Origin of the sequence: Acinetobacter sp. YH12076 (genome assembly GCF_013419525.1) — a bacterium.
Taxonomy (GTDB): Bacteria; Pseudomonadota; Gammaproteobacteria; order Pseudomonadales; family Moraxellaceae; genus Acinetobacter; species Acinetobacter amyesii.
Genome location: NZ_VOZY01000005.1, coordinates 141,058 through 160,736 on the forward strand (window position 1 = coordinate 141,058; position 19,679 = coordinate 160,736).

The 19,679-nt window shown below is 40.8% G+C and carries 17 protein-coding genes and 1 pseudogene; 9 read left to right on the forward strand and 9 right to left on the reverse strand.

All coding sequences use genetic code 11. The annotated features are described in order from the left end of the window. The first annotated feature begins 22 nt into the window (after positions 1-22). Positions 23-2,242 (forward strand): DNA polymerase III subunit gamma/tau, encoded by a 2,220-nt coding sequence (gene dnaX / locus FTU22_RS06375; protein WP_180093556.1) that lies wholly within the window; start codon positions 23-25, stop codon positions 2,240-2,242. Between the two features lie 21 nt (positions 2,243-2,263). On the opposite strand, the gene FTU22_RS06380 is transcribed toward dnaX, so the two are convergent. Further along, the gene (locus FTU22_RS06380; RefSeq protein WP_180093557.1) at positions 2,264-2,695 is read right to left on the reverse strand and encodes a thioesterase family protein; all 432 of its coding nucleotides are present in this window, start codon (positions 2,693-2,695) and stop codon (positions 2,264-2,266) included. 35 nt (positions 2,696-2,730) lie between these two features. Continuing rightward, entirely contained in the window at positions 2,731-3,891 is a 1,161-nt protein-coding gene (locus FTU22_RS06385; RefSeq protein WP_180093558.1) for an iron-containing alcohol dehydrogenase, read from the reverse strand. Positions 3,892-4,009: 118 nt separating this feature from the next. Between FTU22_RS06385 and FTU22_RS06390 the strand changes: the two genes are divergently transcribed. Genes FTU22_RS06390 through FTU22_RS06405 form a run of 4 tightly spaced genes read left to right on the forward strand, consistent with a single transcriptional unit; the run spans position 4,010 to position 7,776 of the window. Continuing rightward, positions 4,010-4,525 carry a low molecular weight protein-tyrosine-phosphatase gene (locus FTU22_RS06390; protein ID WP_078193981.1) on the forward strand — a complete coding sequence of 172 codons (516 nt, stop codon included), beginning with the start codon at positions 4,010-4,012 and terminating at the stop codon, positions 4,523-4,525. A gap of 9 nt (positions 4,526-4,534) precedes the next feature. Continuing rightward, on the forward strand, positions 4,535-5,572 hold the full coding sequence (gene murB, locus FTU22_RS06395; protein ID WP_180076990.1) for a UDP-N-acetylmuramate dehydrogenase: 1,038 nt from the start codon (positions 4,535-4,537) through the stop codon (positions 5,570-5,572). Between the two features lie 21 nt (positions 5,573-5,593). Then, a complete protein-coding gene (locus FTU22_RS06400; protein WP_078188595.1) occupies positions 5,594-6,733 on the forward strand; it encodes a YdcF family protein in 1,140 nt (379 codons plus the stop codon). Beyond that, a complete protein-coding gene (locus tag FTU22_RS06405; RefSeq protein WP_180093559.1) occupies positions 6,733-7,776 on the forward strand; it encodes an alpha/beta hydrolase in 1,044 nt (347 codons plus the stop codon). The genes FTU22_RS06400 and FTU22_RS06405 overlap by 1 nt, the downstream gene beginning before the upstream one ends. 435 nt (positions 7,777-8,211) lie before the next feature. Here the strand turns inward: FTU22_RS06405 and FTU22_RS06410 are convergent, their stop codons facing one another. Together FTU22_RS06410 and FTU22_RS06415 are read right to left on the reverse strand one after the other, a co-directional pair. Further along, positions 8,212-9,882: an FMN-binding glutamate synthase family protein gene (locus tag FTU22_RS06410; RefSeq protein WP_180076992.1), complete on the reverse strand. Its 1,671-nt coding sequence runs from the start codon at positions 9,880-9,882 to the stop codon at positions 8,212-8,214. 576 nt (positions 9,883-10,458) lie between these two features. Continuing rightward, entirely contained in the window at positions 10,459-11,457 is a 999-nt protein-coding gene (locus FTU22_RS06415) for a YafY family protein (protein WP_078193976.1), read from the reverse strand. Positions 11,458-11,832: 375 nt separating this feature from the next. Between FTU22_RS06415 and FTU22_RS06420 the strand changes: the two are divergent. From FTU22_RS06420 to FTU22_RS06435, 4 genes and pseudogenes are all read left to right on the forward strand, one after another. Further along, positions 11,833-13,266 (forward strand): annotated as a pseudogene (locus FTU22_RS06420) (circularly permuted type 2 ATP-grasp protein); the annotation flags it as partial. Between the two features lie 22 nt (positions 13,267-13,288). After that, entirely contained in the window at positions 13,289-13,891 is a 603-nt protein-coding gene (locus tag FTU22_RS06425) for a hypothetical protein (RefSeq protein WP_180035275.1), read from the forward strand. Then, positions 13,888-14,667, forward strand: a complete 780-nt coding sequence (locus tag FTU22_RS06430; RefSeq protein WP_180093561.1) for a transglutaminase family protein — start codon at positions 13,888-13,890, stop codon at positions 14,665-14,667. Before FTU22_RS06425 ends, FTU22_RS06430 begins: the two co-directional genes overlap by 4 nt. A gap of 17 nt (positions 14,668-14,684) precedes the next feature. Continuing rightward, positions 14,685-15,419, forward strand: coding sequence for a proteasome-type protease (locus FTU22_RS06435; RefSeq protein ID WP_180023501.1), 735 nt, complete (start codon positions 14,685-14,687; stop codon positions 15,417-15,419). A 93-nt stretch (positions 15,420-15,512) separates the two neighbouring features. Here the strand turns inward: FTU22_RS06435 and alr are convergent, their stop codons facing one another. The 5 genes from alr to rpsF form a co-directional block, all read right to left on the reverse strand. Continuing rightward, on the reverse strand, positions 15,513-16,586 hold the full coding sequence (gene alr, locus FTU22_RS06440; protein WP_180093563.1) for an alanine racemase: 1,074 nt from the start codon (positions 16,584-16,586) through the stop codon (positions 15,513-15,515). A gap of 48 nt (positions 16,587-16,634) precedes the next feature. Next, positions 16,635-18,074: a replicative DNA helicase gene (gene dnaB / locus FTU22_RS06445; protein WP_078188586.1), complete on the reverse strand. Its 1,440-nt coding sequence runs from the start codon at positions 18,072-18,074 to the stop codon at positions 16,635-16,637. 238 nt (positions 18,075-18,312) lie between these two features. Further along, positions 18,313-18,759 (reverse strand): 50S ribosomal protein L9, encoded by a 447-nt coding sequence (rplI, locus tag FTU22_RS06450; RefSeq protein ID WP_078188585.1) that lies wholly within the window; start codon positions 18,757-18,759, stop codon positions 18,313-18,315. 9 nt (positions 18,760-18,768) lie between these two features. Beyond that, positions 18,769-18,996, reverse strand: coding sequence for a 30S ribosomal protein S18 (rpsR, locus tag FTU22_RS06455; protein WP_004278792.1), 228 nt, complete (start codon positions 18,994-18,996; stop codon positions 18,769-18,771). Positions 18,997-19,008: 12 nt separating this feature from the next. After that, positions 19,009-19,395 carry a 30S ribosomal protein S6 gene (rpsF, locus tag FTU22_RS06460; RefSeq protein WP_004696436.1) on the reverse strand — a complete coding sequence of 129 codons (387 nt, stop codon included), beginning with the start codon at positions 19,393-19,395 and terminating at the stop codon, positions 19,009-19,011. Positions 19,396-19,679 lie beyond the last annotated feature (284 nt).

The following is a 19,679-nucleotide window of genomic DNA, read 5'->3' on the forward strand; positions in this document are numbered from 1 at the left end:
ACACCTGTAAAAAGGAGCATACATGTATCAAGTACTTGCACGAAAATACCGTCCACGAAATTTCATTGAACTCGTGGGACAAAACCATGTGTCACGCGCACTTACCAGTGCCTTAGAACGTGGTCGGTTACATCATGCGTATTTATTTACAGGTACTCGTGGCGTGGGTAAAACCACCATTGCCCGTATTTTGGCAAAATGTCTGAACTGTGAAACGGGTGTAACATCAACGCCGTGTGAAGTCTGCCCAACGTGTAAAGCAGTAAATGAAGGCCGTTTTATTGATTTAATTGAAATCGATGCGGCATCACGGACCAAAGTTGAAGATACCCGAGAGCTTCTCGACAACGTTCCTTATGCACCAACCCAAGGTCGCTTCAAGGTTTATCTGATCGATGAAGTGCATATGCTCTCTACGCATTCATTTAACGCGTTATTAAAGACTCTAGAAGAACCGCCAGAGCATGTGAAATTCTTATTTGCAACTACAGATCCACAAAAAATACCGATTACTGTCATTTCACGTTGCTTGCAATTTACTTTGCGTCCTTTAGCGGTGGATGAAATCACATCGCATTTGACAGATATCTTACAAAAAGAACAAATTCAAGCGGAGCAAGATGCGATTTGGCAAATTGCTGAATCGGCTCAAGGTTCACTGCGTGATGCATTGTCACTAACTGATCAAGCGATTGCCTATGGTCAGGGTTCAATTCAGCACCAAGATGTTAAAGACATGTTGGGCCTAATTGACCGTACGATCATTTATGATTTGATTTTAGCCATTCATCAAAATCAGCGTGAATGCGTGAGTGCTTTACTCATGCAATTCCGTCAACAAGCGCTGGATGTTTCGCTGGTATTAGATCAGTTGATTTCAACGTTACATGAACTGGCATTATTACAATACTTGCCAGACTTAGCGTTGAAATATAGCGCTGAGATCAATCAAAAAATTATGCAATTGTCGCAGTTGATTTCAGCTCAAGATTTGCAGTTGTATTATCAAGTCGCATGCAAAGGTCGGGCAGACTTGCAGTTGGCAGTCACGCAAGAGCAAGGTTTTGAGATGTGTGTGCTGCGTCTATTAGCATTCCGACCATTACAGCCAAACGAAATGTTGGTCTCTGCCGTACAGCAAGAGTCAGCCGCACAGCCACAGCTCGCTCAAAATCAGGCCGAAACAGTTCAGCCGACTCAAACACAGTCTTTGCAGCAACCCAATACCGTTGTTGAGTCTGCTGCACAGGTTGCCACTGTTGAGCAGCCTGAAGCTGTACCCGCTGTAGACACATCGCCAGCTTTCGATGATTTTGATGATTCACATTATGATGACGATGATGGCTATGTTTCTGCACCTGCAGTCGATGAACCTTCATCTGATGATTTTTTAGATGATCCTGAAGAAGACGCAATAAGCCAAACTTCTACAGCATCTACAGCAAATGGCACTCTAGATACGCAAGAGGTTGCACCGGTTGAGTCTGTATCGACACAGCAAAATGACACGCTTGTTATGGATGCCGTGGCAGAAGATACATTATTTGATTTAGATCCGACGCCGAGTACTGAAACTGAAGAAGTTGATGTGAGCGCTATAAATTTTGAAGATATTGCACCTTTAGAACCAACAGCTTTAGAGTCAAAACGTGTAGAGCCTGAAACAGCTCAGCCACATTTGATAAATGCCATTGAACCACAACATGTGGTGAATGAATCAGTTTCGGGTGCTCAAGGCGACAATGGTTTTGATCTAGCATCACCACAAGTTACGCAAAGTTCCATTTCTTCGGATGCTGTTCAAACGGGTTCATCTTCTACCTTGATGCCACGAGATATTTTGACTTTACAGCCTCAAACCCTTGAAGGTGAGTGGACGGTCGAAAAGTGGGAGTATTGGTTCCGAAATAGTCAACTTTCACCTGCGGTACAAGAGTTGGCGCAGCATGGCATTATGCGCGGTACGATTGACGGTGAATCGACTTTCCATATTCCAAAGCGATACGAAGCTTTAGTGACTCAATTGCAGCATGTATTGGAACAAGCCATTCATGCGCAATGGTCAAAATGTCGTTTCCATATCAACTTTGAAGATGTCGAAGAAACCACACCGTATGCTTTACAACATGTCCGCAAGGAAAAGGCCTTTGCACGTGCAAATGAGTTATTACATGCAGAGCCTGTTGTGAAAGACTTACTCAAAAGCTTTGATGGTGAGTTGCAAAATATCCAGCTTAAATAAATTTTAAGCTAGATATAAAAATTAAAGTAAAAATTGAGTTAAAGCATCTCGCATATCATCGGGTATCGAGGTGCTTTTTCGCGTTTGGCGGTCAACAAACACATGCACGAAATGTCCTTGGGCTGCAGCCTCATTTTGTCCTTGTTTAAAAATAGCCAAGTCATAGCGCAGTGAAGAATTACCAATTTTTTCAATCGCAACCCCAACTTCAATGATTTCTGGATAGGACAGCTCTTGTAAAAAGCTGCAGGCTGAATCGACCACTAAACCAATGATCGGGGTATTTCGCAAATCAAAACCGGCATGTTGAATCAATAGCGCATTTGCAGCGGTATCAAAATAGCTGTAATAAGTGACATTATTGACATGGCCATACATATCGTTGTCTGCCCAACGCGTTTGGATTGGAAATAAAAAACGATAGTTTTGGCGGCGTTTAGTTTCAGGTTTCATCGTTCGTATTTTCTTTATTTCAAAATGAGTGAACTTTAGGCATAAATTGATTGGTAAATCTGGCGAGCGTCTTCAAACTGCAGTTCTCGCGGATTATTTTGTAATAGTCGTGTTTGTAATAGCGCATCTTCTGCTAAACGATCGAGCATATTTTCAGGCACATTGAGTTGACTGAGTTTAAGCACCAAACCGCTCTGATCTAAATGATTTTGCATATGATCAATAAATAAATCACATAAACCATCGGTACAGCCCGTACTGTATGGGTCTAGCCAACTCATAAGTTCTGCATAATGCTGCTTGGCCTGAGGTGCATTAAACTTTAACACTTCAGCGAGAACCAGTGCATTGGTATGACCATGCGAGAGATGAAAGTGTCCACCGAGTGGATAGGCGAGTGCATGCACCGCTGCAACTGGTGCATTAGCAAAGGCCTGACCTGCAAGCATTGAACCGACCAGCATGTGCTGACGCGCTTCGAGGTTATGTCCGTCGTGTAAAACCAGCGCTAAATTTTTATTTAATAAACGCAAAGCTTGTTTAGCAAGCATATCCGCATACGGATTTTTTTTAATTTTTGATGTATAGGCTTCAATGGCATGCACCATGGCATCGATACCGGTTGCTGCGGTAATGTGTGCGGGAAGATTTAATGTAAAGTTCGCATCGAGGATACAGACATCGGCATACAGTACAGGGGAGACGATACCTGTTTTGGTGGTTTCACCTGTAGTGACGATAGAGATTGGTGTGACTTCAGAGCCGGTCCCTGCCGTTGTCGGGATCAAAATGAGCGGTAAGCGTGGTCGTTTTGCATTACCAACACCATATAAATCACTGATCTGTTGTGTTTGCTTAGGATGAGCCAAGATCGCGATAATTTTAGCCACATCCATTGAACTGCCACCGCCAAAACCAATAATCAAATCTACTTTTTCATTCTTGGCAAATTGAACTGCATCCAAAACTATATGTTCTGCAGGGTCAGCTTGAATACTGGAATAAATTACATAGTCTTGATGGATACTTTCTAAAATATCCAAAATGGGTAAATGTAATTGTTGTTGCAACATACCGGGGTCGGTCACAAGCATGACACGTTTGGCTTGAAAGTCGCCTAGGACCTCTCTCAGTTGGGAAATAGAGCCTAAGCCTGAAATAATATTGCTGACGGTTTGAAACTGAAATTGACTCATTGGCTTATCCCTAATTTTTTATATCCAAATAAACATTATTCTTGAGTGTTGATATAGGATTCATCCTGTAAATAACTTAACATAAGACGCTTGAAATAAAAGTAGTCTTGAGGTTGTTATGTCATCCAGCACGCCATATAAGGTGTTGTGTGTTTGTTTAGGAAATATTTGCCGTTCACCTACGGCTGAAGTGGTTCTCAGACATTTTTGTGATGAAGCGCAACTCAATGTTCACGTCGACTCTGCGGGTACGAGCAATTATCATCCGGGCAAAGCGCCTGATCTACGTAGCCAACAGCATGCAAAATTACGTGGCTATAACTTATCTGCATTACGCGCACGTCAGTTAACGGTTCATGATTTTATTGAATTTGATTTGATTTTGGCCATGGACTACGAAAATTTAGACAATATTCAAAACCTCATGCAAAAGGCGCAGCAACAATTCGGTCAACTACGTGCACAAGTGTCTTTGATGAGTCAACATGATCACCAATATCCGCAACAAGAAGTACCAGATCCGTACTATGGTGGTGATGCAGGGTTTGAACATGTATTAGATCAATGCGAATCTAGCAGTCAGGCTTGGGTCAATTATTTAAAAACTCAGTTACAAGCACAGCAAAAAAATTAAGGTTTAAGAATGCAAATTCAAACACAGGTTCAGCTTAAGCCATTTAATACATTAAGCCTCGATGCTGTTGCATCTCATTATGTACGCGTTCAATCGGTAGAAGATATCCAAGCAGCGCTCGACTTTGCCAAAGCTGAGCAATTAAATATATTGGTGCTTTCAGGGGGCAGTAATATGCTGTTGCCTGAGCAAATACATGCTTTAGTGATGCACATGGATATTCAAGGTATTGAATATGTACAAGACGATGCCGATACACAGACTTTAAAAGTGGGTGCTGGGCAAGTGTGGCATGACTTTGTGCTATGGACGACGGCACACCAGTTTTATGGCTTACAAAATTTAGCATTGATACCCGGTTTAGTCGGTGCTTCACCTGTGCAAAATATTGGAGCTTATGGTGTTGAAGCGGGTGAGTTTATTGAATCTGTACAGGTCTATGACCGAGTAACAGAACAGCAAAGTAGTATTAGCGCTGCCGATTGTCATTTTTCATATCGCCATAGTATTTTTAAAGATGAGCCAGAGCGTTTTATTATTACGCATGTCACGTTTAAACTTTTAAAACATGCAGATTTAAAATTAAATTATGGTGATTTAAAGCAGGCAGTGGGTGAAGACTTAAGTGCAGAAAACCTACAACAACAAGTCATTCATATTCGTCAAACCAAACTCCCAGATCCAAAAGAATTTCCAAATGTCGGAAGTTTCTTTAAAAATCCTGTGATTAGCCAGCAAGCCTTTGACCAAATTGCGCTGCAATTTCCCAATTTACCCCATTACCCACAACCGAATAATGCGGTAAAACTGGCAGCGGGCTGGTTAATTGACCAAGCAGGTTGGAAAGGGAAATCTGTGGGTTCAGTGGGTATGTTCCATAAGCAAGCTTTGGTGTTGGTCAATTATCAGGACGCCACGCTGCAAGATGTACGTACAACTTACAAAGCTGTACAACATGATGTTTTTGAAAAATTTAATATTGAACTACATCCTGAGCCTGTATTATTTGATACAAATGGCTTGATTCGATCTCACGCAGATCAATAAAAACACATAGGTTTTAGATTTATGCATAAAACACATTGGATGGTTCGCTTAGTACAAATTGCTGCAGTGCTATTTGTACTTTTGGGCTGTCTAATGATTTTTATCTATACGCCGTTTTATTCTAAATTGATCGTTAAAAGTTTAAATTATTTCGTTCCTGTAGAAGTCAATCAGCTCGCAGCGCAAAGTCAAAAACTCGGCGCCTTGAGTGATGATGATAACTATGAGCCGGGTTCTGACTTATGGATAGCGCGCCAAGCGTATTTAAAACTCATGGAGCAAGCCATACAGTCTGATGAGCCTCAAGATTTAACCCTTATACAAGCACGTTATAAGGCGTTACAGCAGCTCATTGAAGAAGAACATGAAAAAGAAAAGAATGATAGTCAAAAGGACATACCGAAAGTACCTCTGCTGAATCCTTCTGCGTCCGAGGCGGCTTCTTCTGAAGCATTGGCGGAAAATCCTGCTCAAAAAATGAAAGAGCTGCTTGAGCTCAATAGTGCGGAAAATAAAGGACTGATGACTCAATATACCGAGTTCTTAAAAACCCATGAAATTGAGCAAGCGGCTTCAGAAGCGGAACCGATCGATGATGAAACATATCTTGATCTTGCCAAAATGAAAGATAAAACCCTGAAGCAGCCAACCGCAGAGCCGTATGCGATCGTGGTGTTAGGTGGTGGTTTAACCTTAGATAAAAATGATAAAGATATCGTAGTGAATGACTACACACGACTTCGACTGGAAAAAACACTCGATGTTGAACGAGCCAATAAGTTACCGATTGTACTGAGTGGTGTTGAAGCACCGTATATGCAAGCATGGTTGAAGCAATATGATGTCGATGCGAAATTGCTTGAAGACCGCAGTATGAATACATGCGAAAATTCGCGTTTTAGTTCGTTGCTTTTACAGAAAAAAGGCGGAGCACCGACGGTTATTTTAATCACCGACCAATATCATATGCCTCGAACACGTCGTTTATTTGCATTAAATGGTATCGAAACCATTCCTGTTGTTGCACCTATGCCAACAACATTAACTACATGGCGACCAAGTGAAAAAAATTATGACCATAGTCGTCGTGCTAATTATGAATTATTAGCCACCTTACGTGATGTTTGGTTTGGCTCAAGTGACTGTCGGGAGGTCCCATAATGTCAGATATCCCATTTCTTAATCCTTCGATCCTTAAACAATTAGATCTTCCTGTTCCAAGTCGAGAATTAACCCCACAAGTATTAGAACCTCTAAATTTAAATCGACCTTTTGAACCTAGTGTTGAAATACAGTCTTATAGACGACTTTATGGTTTAGATGCCTTGAACTGTGAACATTGGCAAGGCTATGTAGAAATGCCTTTGTTCAAATTACATGTACAAGTATTTCAACCGAAACTGAAAACTGAAACGGATATCATTAAAGGCACTGTATTTTTATTGCATGGTTATTTAGAGCATAGTGGAATATATCAGCCGATTATTCGTGAACTCTTAGATCAAGGTTTTAGTGTTTTAACCTATGATTTACCGGGGCATGGTCTAAGTAATGGATCGCCAGCCAGTATTCAAAACTTTGATCATTACCAACAAGTTTTGGAAGCAGTATATCGTTATGTGAAACATGCGACTCAACTACCAACCCCATGGTTAGGGATTGGGCAGAGCACGGGTGGAGCGATTTGGCTGCATCATCTGTTAGATTTTGCTGAACATCGCAAAAACCCTTATGTCGAACGGGTTTTATTATTATCTCCGCTGATTCGCCCTGCAAAAACGGCATGGTGGCATAACTCGGTTGGATTAGGCATTATTCGTCGTATTAAACGTGAAGTGCCACGTCATTTTAGACGGAATAATCATAACCCTGAGTTTTTACGTTTTGTCCGCTTAAAAGATCCACTACAACCTCGAATGATGGGGATGGATTGGATTTTGGCCATGTCAAAATGGATGCAGGAGATGGAAGAACGCCCAGCGTGCCGTATTCCAGTGTGGTTAGCGCAAGGCGCACAGGATCAAACTGTAGATTGGCGTTATAACATTGAGTTTATACGTCGTAAATTTCGTTTACAGACGCTTCTCATGCTTGAAGAAGGTTCGCATCAGCTGATTAATGAACGTGCCGATATTCGTGCTGCATTAACAGGTTTGATCCCGGCATTCTTGCATGCTCAATCGAATAGCAAGTCTTATTACTAACTGATGTTACGCACTAACATCAGGGGCGTAATTTGATTTAAATAAAAGTACGATACGCGGGAAGGTCATCCGCAAGTGTTTGAGACTGGACTACTCCTAATCAAAAATGTTTTTGCAATACTTTGAATAATTTGACGCTAGTGAACGAGTTTTGTCGGTGAGGTGCATTGCACCGCAAGATGGTTTCCTTACGAAGCTTTGCTTCTCATTTTGCCGAAACAAAAGTACCTCCAGCCGAAGGGTAATCCCTTTATTTAAGCCCTAGATGTAAGACTCCGTCGAATAGGCTTAAAAATTATTTTAAAAATGCGTATTTACTTTTACGCGCGTAACATCAGTTACTAATTGACGATTGAGCACAGCTTACCTTAATCAGTGTGATGGATCTAGACGAAAAAAAAGAGGCGTAGTTGCCTCTTTTTTATGCGGTAGGAATCAGAACTTTTCTAGATGAGCCATATTCCACATACGGAAATAGAAGTTTTCTTCATCTTTATTTTCACAACTGAGTAACTCCCCATCCTTTAACCAAAAATGTAGCTGTGCATAGTTTTTAATTTCACGGTTGTTAATGCGCTGTGCTAGATGGTGTGCACGGATATCCGACGGGTGTTGTAAACCCGCAGAGGCAATAAGTTCAGATAAACCATGCATGGTGTTTTTGTGGAAATTAAAAACACGTTCTGCTTTGGTCGGAACATGGATGGCTTTTTGACGGTCTTTGTCTTGTGTCGCAACGCCAACTGGACATTGGTTGGTATGACAGCTTTGAGCCTGAATACACCCGACTGCAAACATAAAGCCACGAGCTGAGTTGACCCAATCTGCGCCAATTGCCATGGTACTGGCAATATCAAAAGCACTAATAATTTTACCACTGGCACCGACTTTAATTTTTGAACGTAAGCCTGCACCAATCAGGGTGTTATTAACAAAGAGTAGGCCTTCACGCAGTGGCGTACCCATATTATCGATCAATTCAATCGGCGCAGCGCCAGTCCCACCTTCAGAACCATCCACTACGATAAAATCAGGTGTAATCCCTGTATGTAACATGGCTTTTACGATACTCATAAATTGCCATGGTTGCCCGATACACAGTTTAAAACCCACTGGTTTGCCTTCTGACAGTTCGCGCAATTGCTGAATAAATTGCATCATTTCAATAGGGGTGCTAAAGGCAGGATGGCTAGATGGAGAGATACAGTCATGTTCACGGCTGACACCACGGATTTGAGCAATCTCTTCGGAAATTTTGTCTTTAGGTAAAATGCCACCATGGCCTGGTTTTGCACCTTGAGATAATTTGATCTCAATCATTTTGACTTGAGGGTGCTTGGCTTGTTCAGCAAAACGTACAGGGTCGAATTGACCATCAATCGTACGGCAGCCAAAGTAACCACTACCGAGTTCCCAAACAATATCACCACCATTTTCTAAGTGATAAGGACTGATACTGCCTTCACCAGTGTCATGGTAGAACTTGCCCATTTTTGCACCTAAATTTAAGGCACGAATGGCATTGGCACTTAAGCTACCAAAACTCATCGCAGAGATGTTTAATATTGATGCGCTATACGGTTGCTTGCATTGCTCATTGCCGATATTGATGCGGAAAGTTTCAGGAATGGCCGGAATACAAGGCGACAAAGAGTGATTGATAAAGCGGTAATCATTTTGGTAAACATCAACAATTGAACCAAATGGTTTATCTGCATTTTGATTTTTTGCCCGTTGATAGACCAAGCTGCGTTGCATACGAGAAAAGGGCAATGCATCTTGATCAGATTCAATAAAATATTGGCGAATTTCAGGTCGAAATTCTTCAAATAGAAAACGAAAGTGCCCCATGATAGGGTAATTTTTTAAAATCGAATGTTTGTTTTGTATGACGTCATACAAACCCAATAAGCTTAAAAGCCCAGTAATGACCCAGATACTATTCAATAAGGTTTGTGGAATAAAATATTGAATATAACGAGGGGAATAACCTAAATGAAAACTCGAAATGAGTAGGAAGATAAAAATACAAGCAAACCAAATTGAATGCCGAGAAAAAAAAGTATTTAGTAGCTTGTGGCGAATAGTTTGCGCTGGACTGGCCATATTTGAAAAATCTTATTCAGCTCATTTGCTCATAATTTGCCGAGTTTATGGACAATGCTCAAGCTTTAATTTGTTGATTCAGTGTAGCATTTATAAAAAACAACATTGAAGTTGGATGAATTTTTCATTTAAAGCCAAATCAGATAAGAAAAGCAGGAATGTTCTTTAAGAAAATTTGTGAAAAGCAGCGCGGTTCTTGTTATTTCACAGTACGCAAAATGGAGGTTAAAGTGATTTTACTTTCTAAACACGAGGTGCTGAATATGACTATGAAATCTATTCGTTATAATAATGCCGACCTAGCCTGCCTATGTCAGTAATTGATTATAGCCATGAGAAATTAGCGCTATGGCATAAGGTATTCAGCAGATACTTATGCTGTAGTTCCTTTGACCTAAACGACTAAAATTACAAAAATATTCTAAGAAATTATCCAGTCCCAGCGTTGGGACTTTTTTATGTGTTGATAATTTAAGTGAAAATCTAAGCAAAAAATTAAGTGCTAAATATTTATTATGAAATAAAAGTTGCTGCCTAAAATTTAATATTTCAGGTAGCAGAAAGTCTGAGATCGGTTTAGTCATTGCGTTGTTGTACAACCATAGCGACTTCTTCAGGTTCAATTTTCTGAATCTTTTTACCAAAACTACGCAGCCACCATGTTAACTGAGAGGTAAAAGGTACTGTTGCACTAACTTCCACCCAGCCATCTTCGGTTTTTTGAATCACTTGATCTTTACTTAGCTGACTTTCTTCAAAATAAACAGCCTCTGCTTCAGACATGGTTAATTTGAGCTGAATCATTTCAGTCGGTTTATTGAAGTCCACACGGAAGCCAAGCGCTCCAGAGTCAATATAGGCATCGATATCAAAATCGACAGGGTGTAATGCGCGTGAATTTAAGACCGTAGCAGATTTAAAACGATGTAAAGCAAAGGTTTGGATGTCTGTTTTGTCATGACGTGTACAAACCAAATAGATAATTGCACCTTTTTGGACCAAAGCCAGTGGATTTAAAATATAGGTCTTTTCTTCACTTTGTTGTCCACGACCTTGATAAAGACATTCGAGTTGTTTGTCTTGTAGTAAGCCTTCATAAATTGATTGCTGTGCAGCTTTTTCAACTACAGGAGGAATCAATGGCTGAGTAGCTGGCACGATTCGCACGCGGTTAATCCACTGACGGACATTATTTTGCGACGACAGACTTCGACGTGCGAGGTCAAACCAAGGATTCATTTCTTCAATTAAGCTCGGTGGAAGCAAATGTTTTAAGTGCTCCTCAACCATCATAAAGGTGACCGCTTGTGAGCTAGTCATATGAGGCAAGCTTTGAATTGGTGCATCGGAACGCCAACGCCAGCCTTGTGGAGTTGTTTTACTGCTCTCAATTGGGAAACGCAGAGAAATTTGATTTAAGTCACGCTGAATAGTGCGTAGGCTGATATCAATGCCTTCACGGTTCAGTATTTCTTGTAATTCACGCGTACCCATCCACTTACCTGTGGACAGTCGTGAAAGAATTTGCCACTGACGATAGAGGCTGTTCGACGTTTCTTTTTCTTGTGAAGACATAATCTAGTGCTTGAACTTGGACTTAAATGAATAAAATGATGCTGTGGGACACAATAAGAAATCTTCCTGCGTTAAGCAAGTCTTCATCTGAAAAAACTAAGATGATTTTTAATAACGCAATTTGACACAACTTGAGCAGTTACATGCTGTACCACTTTGCAAAAATGATGCATAAATAATCAAAGAGAAGCAGCATATGTATTGATGGCATATATATTGCTTTATCTGATTTACAAAACATGAGAAAAATATGGAGTTGCTATGCTGAAAGAAAATCGTAATACAACTTCAAATGGAATTGAGGGTTATGAGGCAAAGTTAGTCAATACTTCTGTCTCTACATTAAAAAATTTACCTCTTGCTCGAGGACATGCGCTGTTTAATCAATTTAATTCGGATTTTTTTAATGAAATGCGCGACTGCAAAACGGTAGCTAAAGAATCATGCCAACGGATAGAGCAGTGGTTATCACAGCATACACTTGATGAATTAAAACAACTAAATCAGGTAGCAAAACAACATTTTCTCTATGAGGGTATTACCTTTACAGTGTATGGCGAAGATGAGGGCATTGAACGCACTATTCCTTATGATCTTATTCCCCGTGTGATTGCACGAAAGGAATGGAATAATTTATCACTGGGCTGCGCACAGCGCGTGAAAGCTCTCAATCTGTTTTTACATGATGTTTATCATCAACAAGATATTTTAAAAGAAGGAATTATTCCTGAACTGCAAGTTTTAACGCATGAAGCCTATTTGCCACAAATGTATATGCATGGGCTAAAAGGTAAAATTTATAGCCAAATCAGTGGTATTGATATCATTCGAGATCAATCAGGCGATTTTTACGTCCTTGAGGATAATCTTAGAACACCATCGGGTGTGTCGTATATGTTGGAAAGTCGTAAGATCAGTCAAAAACTGATGCCTGAACTTTGCCAGCAAAGCAACATCATGGGGATTGAGCAGTATCCGCAGCTTTTACGTGAAATTCTTGCAGAAAATGCCTATGTCGATAACCCGTTTACCGTGGTTTTAACCCCAGGGCGTTTTAACAGTGCGTATTATGAACATGCCTTTTTGGCAAGAGAGATGGATGTACCCTTAGTGACATCGCGTGACCTTTATGTAGAAAACGATAAGGTTTATGTGAAAACCATTAAAGGCCGACAACAGGTTGATGTAATTTATCGTCGTGTGGATGATGCTTTTCTCGATCCATTATGTTTCAAACCTGACAGTACTTTGGGCATAGCAGGGCTCATGTCAGCGTATATGCAGCATAATGTGGTCATTGCAAATGCACCGGGAACAGGCGTAGCAGATGATAAATCGATATATCCTTATGTGGATAAAATGATTCATTTCTATTTAGGCGAACAAGCGATCCTGAAAAATGTGCCGACTTATCAATGTCGTGAGCAGAACGACTTGGACTATGTGCTGTCGAATATCGAAAAATTGGTGGTGAAAGAAGCACAGGGTTCAGGTGGATACGGCATGCTGATCGGTCCGCAAGCCTCTTTACAAGAATTAAATAGTTTTAAAGATAAGGTGGCCGCAGCACCACATTTATATATTGCACAGCCGACTTTAAATTTATCTGTTAGCCCAACCCTAAGTGAGGCAAATGTTTCGGAACGCCATATTGATCTGCGTCCATTTGTATTGAGCTCTCCATATCGAACTGAGATTGTACCGGGTGGCTTAACTCGTGTTGCAATGCAAGCAGGTTCATTGGTGGTGAATTCTTCGCAAGGCGGCGGGATTAAAGATACATGGGTAGTAGACGATTTACGCTCATAGCACTTCAGTGAAGGAGCAAAACATGATTTTATTAAACAGTAATGCAGAACATATTTTTTGGTTGGGACGTTATTTAGCACGCACTCAATATTTATGCAGTATTTTTCCATTTCAAGATGTCGATATGGCATTGAACTATGCACATGCTTTTTGTTTACCAGCCTTCGATGTCGACTCAATGAATGAATTGGTTTTAAATGCAGAGCAACCGGCGTCATTTTACAGCCAATTTAAATATGCGCAAAGTAATATACAGGACTTAAGGGGTGTACTTTCAGCAAAAAGTTATGCAGAACTCAGCCGTTTAATTCGTAATGCGAGTGATAACCCGGGTTATATCTGTGACGTGGTAACAGATTGCCAAGATGTTTTAGAGTCCGAATCTGAAGATGTATTTTTATTTTTTAGCTTAGGACAAGCCATAGAGCAGCTTGATCGCCAGTTACGCATGCAGCAGGACATTCAACACACCATTGCGAAGATTGAACATATCGTAATCGCTTTAGTTCAGTTTGGCTGGGAAAGCGTGCAAGAGGCATGGCAGGCACTAAAGCAACAACCGAATAGCCAAAATTTTTACCATTTCAGTGATCATATCCAAAATATGTTTGAGGTGGCTGTATGAGGCTCATGATCAACCATCAGACCCATTATGTTTACACTGATGTGGTTAGCAGAAGCATTCAATATATCAAAATGACCCCATCCACTAATGCGCATCAACAGGTGCAAAATTGGGATGTGAGTGTGCCGGGGCAACGTGATATGCAATTGGATACTTTTGGTAATGTGTGGTTGACCACAACGCAGCGCGAACCTTATCTGCAAATGACCATTATGGCGCAGGGCATCGTAGAGATGAATTTGAGTTCAAATGATTCAAATGCGGATGATTTAAACCCGAAATTGTTTTTACAGCCAACACCGAGTACGCAATGCGACATTTACATGAAAAGTTTTGCCGATTGTTATGTCCCTCGTATCAATCGTGTCAATCTAATTCGTTTGGCTGAAGCGATCTTGGCGCATATTCCCTATGTTTCGAATCAGACATCTGTACATACTTCTGCAATAGATGCTTTTCATTATAAGCAGGGGGTATGTCAGGATCATACTCATGTCATGATCGCAATGTGTCGCTATTTGGGTATTCCTGCACGATATATTTCTGGGTATTTATTTGTACCGAATAGTAGCCATCTTGCTAGTCACGCTTGGGTAGAAGTCTATATCGAAAATAAATGGTATTGTTTTGATGTCAGTAATCAGCTATTTACACCACAATCACATATTTATGTCGCGATTGGGCGGGATTACTGGGATGTAGCTCCTGTTCGAGGTGTTCGTGATAAAGGTGGTATTGAGTCTATGAGCTCAATTGTACAAGTGTTGAGTTGTTAATCATTTGAGGGATAAAAATGACCTATTGTTGTGCATTACGATTAAAAGATGGCATGGTATTTGTCAGTGATACACGTACAAATGCAGGAGTTGACCATATTTCAGTTTTTCGTAAACTTTATACCTTTGGTATTGCGGGTGAGCGATTTATTACCATCCAAACCTCTGGGAATTTAGCTACTACACAAGCGGTCATCGGGCATTTACAAAATCAGCTAGAGGTCAAACAAGAGCCGAATTTATATAGTGTAAATACGATGTTCGAAGTGGCTGAATTGGTCGGGCATACCTTAAAAAAAGTTATCTCTGATGTCACCTCTGATATTTTAGAACAAAGTAATTATTACTGTAGTTTATTAGTAGGTGGTCAAATTGGTAGCGCTGATATGCAGCTATATAATATCTATCCGCAAGGTAATTTTATTTGTGCGACACCGGATACCCCATATTTTCAAATTGGAGAAAGTAAATATGGTAAGCCGATACTTGACCGAACTTTGCGTTACGATATGCCACTCGATGAAGCAATGCGTTGTAGCTTAATTTCTTTTGATTCAACGATACGTTCGAATGTGTCTGTAGGTATGCCTTTAGATGCTTTGGTTTATAAAAAGGACAGTTTAGAAATACCAAATGGTAAGCGCATTTATGAAGAAGACCCATACTTCACCATGATCAGTAAAGGCTGGTCAGAAGCATTGCGTCAGGGCTTAATAGAATTGGCAAAACCAACAGCTGACTATTTTCAATAACGATTTGATCAACGAATAGATCAATTTAAAAAGCGAATAAAAAAAGCGAGATAAAAAAGCCCAGATTTGATCTGGACTTTTTGATTTGGCTAATTAAGCTAATTTACGTACAGGGCGCGCGCTCATACGGCATAATAATTCATAGCCAATGGTTCCGTTCGCTTCTGCAACGTCATCAACTAAACGGTCTTTACCCCAAAGCTCAACTTCAGTGCCTATTGGTGCATTCATACCAGTGATATCAATCGCAATCATATCCATGGCAACACGGCCAATTACACGCGTTTTCTGACCGTGGATCGATACATAGTTTTGTTTAGGGAAGGCACGTGGGTATCCGTCCCCATAACCAATCGACACAATCGCAAGATCCATTTCTTGTTCTGCAACGAAAGTCGATCCATAACCCACAGATTCACCAGCTTGAATGGTATTTAGAGCTATGACTTCAGCGGTAAACGTCATCACCGGTTTAAGATCTAACACTTCTACAGAACGATCTGAAAAAGGTGTTGCGCCATATAGCATGATGCCTGGGCGAACAAAATCAAAATTCAGTTCTGGCCATTTGAAAATTGCAGCTGAGTTACAGCACGAACCCATGATTGGCGCACAGGCTTCTTTTACGTGTAAAAATTGTTCACGTTGTTGGTCATTTAGTGGATGATTTTCTGCGTCAGCATTGGCAAAATGCATAGTCAGTACGCAAGTAAAACCTTCCGCCTTTAATGCATTGATGACATCAATAATTTCAGGCACTTTAAAGCCTAAACGGTTCATACCGCTGTTGAGTTTGACCCAAACTTTTAGACCTTGAGCGATATAGGCATCTTTATGCGCACGTAACCAATCTAGTTGTTGCTGATGATGCACCACACATTCAATTTTTTTATCGATGATAATTTGCATTTCATCATCAGAGAAAATGCCTTCAATCAAGGTAATGGGTTGTTCATAACCCAGTTCACGAATTTCTAAGGCTTCTTCTAGGCAGGCAACACCGAAGGCATCGCTGTCTTTTAAGGCTGCTAAGCAGTCTTTAACTCCATGTCCATAAGCATTGGCTTTCACCATGCTTACAATTTTAGCGGTTGGGGCAAGTTGTTTGACACGGTTTAAATTATATTGAAGTGCTTGTTGATCAATATAAACTGTAGCTTGGCGCACCCTAAATACTCCTACAGGGTCGATGAATTAATGGATGATAAAGAGTCTTTACTCTTCATCATCATACTGAGCATAAAACTCAGGGGAGAGGTTACTAAATTTGGTGTATTGACCTTCGAAGGCAAGACGCACAGTACCAATTGGACCGTTACGCTGTTTACCAATAATAATTTCTGCAGTACCTGCTTCTTTAGACTCTTTGTTATAAACCTCGTCGCGGTAAATAAACATGATCAAATCGGCATCCTGCTCGATCGCACCCGATTCACGTAAGTCAGACATCACTGGGCGTTTATTGGGACGGTTTTCCAGTGATCGGTTCAACTGTGACAGTGCAATAACAGGGCAATGCATTTCTTTAGCCAGTGCCTTTAAGCTTCGGGAAATTTCCGAAATCTCGCCAACACGGTTATCACCCATACCGGGTACTTTCATAAGCTGCAAATAATCGACCATGATACAGCCAAGTTTACCGCCGTGCATTTTGGCAATTCGGCGCGCACGGGCACGTACTTCAGTTGGAGGTAGTGCAGACGAGTCATCGATATACAAATTCTTTTCTTGGAGATGCACAATGGTACTGGTGACTTTTGACCATTCATCTGCATCCATTTTACCTGCACGTAAATGCCCTTGGTGTACACGTCCGAACGAGGATATCAAACGCATCGCAATCGAGTCAGCGGGCATCTCCATAGAGTAAACTAGAGCGGGCAGGTTGTTATTAAACAGCACACTTTCAACCAAGTTCATGGCAAAAGTAGTTTTACCCATCGATGGACGGGCCGCTACAATAATCAAATCGCCTGCTTGCATACCTGAGGTTTTATTATCTAGTTCAACAAATCCAGTGGTTAAACCCGTGATACTGCCTTCAGTTTGTGAAAGTTCATTCAACTTATCAAAAACACTAGCAACGACAGAGTTAATAGCTTTAGGGCCTTGTGCTTTGGCGTTGTTGTTGTGTTGCTCGGCAATCGAGAAAATATTGGTTTCTGCGAGATCTAAAATTTCACTGACCGTACGACCCTTGGTGTCATAGGCATTTTGTAAAATTTCTGAGCTGACTTTAATCATGCTGCGTAAAGTGGAAAATTCTTTAATTTTTGCAGCATACGTTTCAAGGTTATAGAAACTTGAAGGTGAATCTGACATGAGTTGCATCAGATATTCTTCGCCACCAGCTGCATCGAGCAAGTTTTGTTTAATCAGCCAGTCATTGACCAAGACCGCATCATAAGGTGAGCTATCTTTTGACAGTTGATCGATGGCACGGAAAATATATTTATGACGGGTCGCATAAAAATCAGCTTCAGTCAGTACATCACCCACTTGCTCAAAAGATTCTGCAACGGTCATCAGTGCAGCAAGCACGGCTTGTTCAATCGCAAGGTTATGGGGTGGGGTACGAAACTCTTTCAACGAACTTTGTTCTGTGGTTTTTGCTGTTGGCGTAGAGTTTGGCTTGCTGGCATTCGCCTGTGACATAAAAATCCCTGATGCTGAAACCATTTAATGTGATGGAAATGGGTGCTAATTACAGTTTTTTCAACTCTTCATTGAACTGAAATGATAGGCGTTTTCTACAGAAATGCGAACAAGTATTTCCGATTAATTCGTCATACATTGAATTGAATGAAGAGTTAAAAATATAAAAAAGTTGGAGCACTATTTTTTACAGATAAAAAAAGAGCATGCGTAAGCATGCTCTTTTCTTTGCAAGAAATTACTCAGCTACGATAGTAACTAGAACTTCTGCAACAACATCATGATGCAATTGGATTGCGATGTTGAATTCACCAGTGTTGCGAAGCGCACCATTTGGTAAACGAACTTCTGCACGGTCTACAACAAGACCAGCATTAGTTAACGCGTCAGCGATGTCACGAGTACCGATAGAACCGAATAGTTTACCTTCGTCACCAGCTTTAGCAGTGATCACGATGTTAACTTCGTTCAATTGGTCAGCACGTGCTTGAGCAGCAGCTAATACTTCAGCTTCTTGTTTCTCAAGTTCAGCACGACGAGCTTCAAATGCAGCAGTGTTAGCTTCAGTAGCAGCAACTGCTTTACCTTGAGGGATAAGGAAGTTACGGCCGTAACCAGCTTTAACTGAAACTTTATCGCCTAATTTACCAAGGTTTTTAATGCGTTGTAATAAGATAATATCCACAGCTCAACCTCACTTATGATTGTCAGTGTAAGGGATCAAAGACAAGTAGCGAGCTTGTTTGATAGCAAGCGCTAATTGACGTTGGTAACGAGCTTTAGTACCTGTAATACGGCTAGGAACAATCTTGCCGTTTTCAGTGATGTACTGTTTTAAAGTGTCGATATCTTTGTAGTCGATGTACGTAACGTTCTCAGCTGTAAAGCGGCAGAACTTGCGACGACGGTAAAAACGTGCCATGTTATGTTCTCCTTATGCTTCAGCAGAGTCTTGAGCTTGTTGTGCTTCTTCACGTTGAGCTTTACGCGCACGTTTTTCTTCAGCACTCTTAGCCAATAGTGACTCTTCAGTGATAGCGTTTTCACGACGGATGATAAGGCTACGAATGATTGCATCGTTATAACGGAACAATTCTTCTAGCTCATCAAGAGTAGTTTGACCACACTCAACATTCATAAGAATGTAGTGAGCTTTGTGGATCTTGTTGATTGGGTAAGCCAATTGACGACGGCCCCAGTCTTCAAGACGGTGAATTTGACCTTCAGCTTCTTTGATGTGAGTTAGGTAACGTTCTACCATACCCACAACTTGATCGCTTTGGTCTGGATGTACCAATAGTACGATTTCGTAGTGACGCATTGTCAGCTCCTTACGGTTTAGGCAGCCCCAATCATTAATTGATTGAAGCAAGGAGTCACAACCAAAGTTGTGTCGCAAAGTTTGCGAAGCGTGAATTTTAGAGCGTTTAGGTTTGAAATACAAGGCATACACCTAAAAAGGCTTAATTATTTTGTGGTTTAATGACTATCTTTAATACACAGCTAGAATCGGATGCAGATTGTAAAATAGGAGATATGTTTTCAATTGCGGGGAGCTTATCTTGTATTTGATGAGTTACGATCATATAGACGTTGTAATGATAT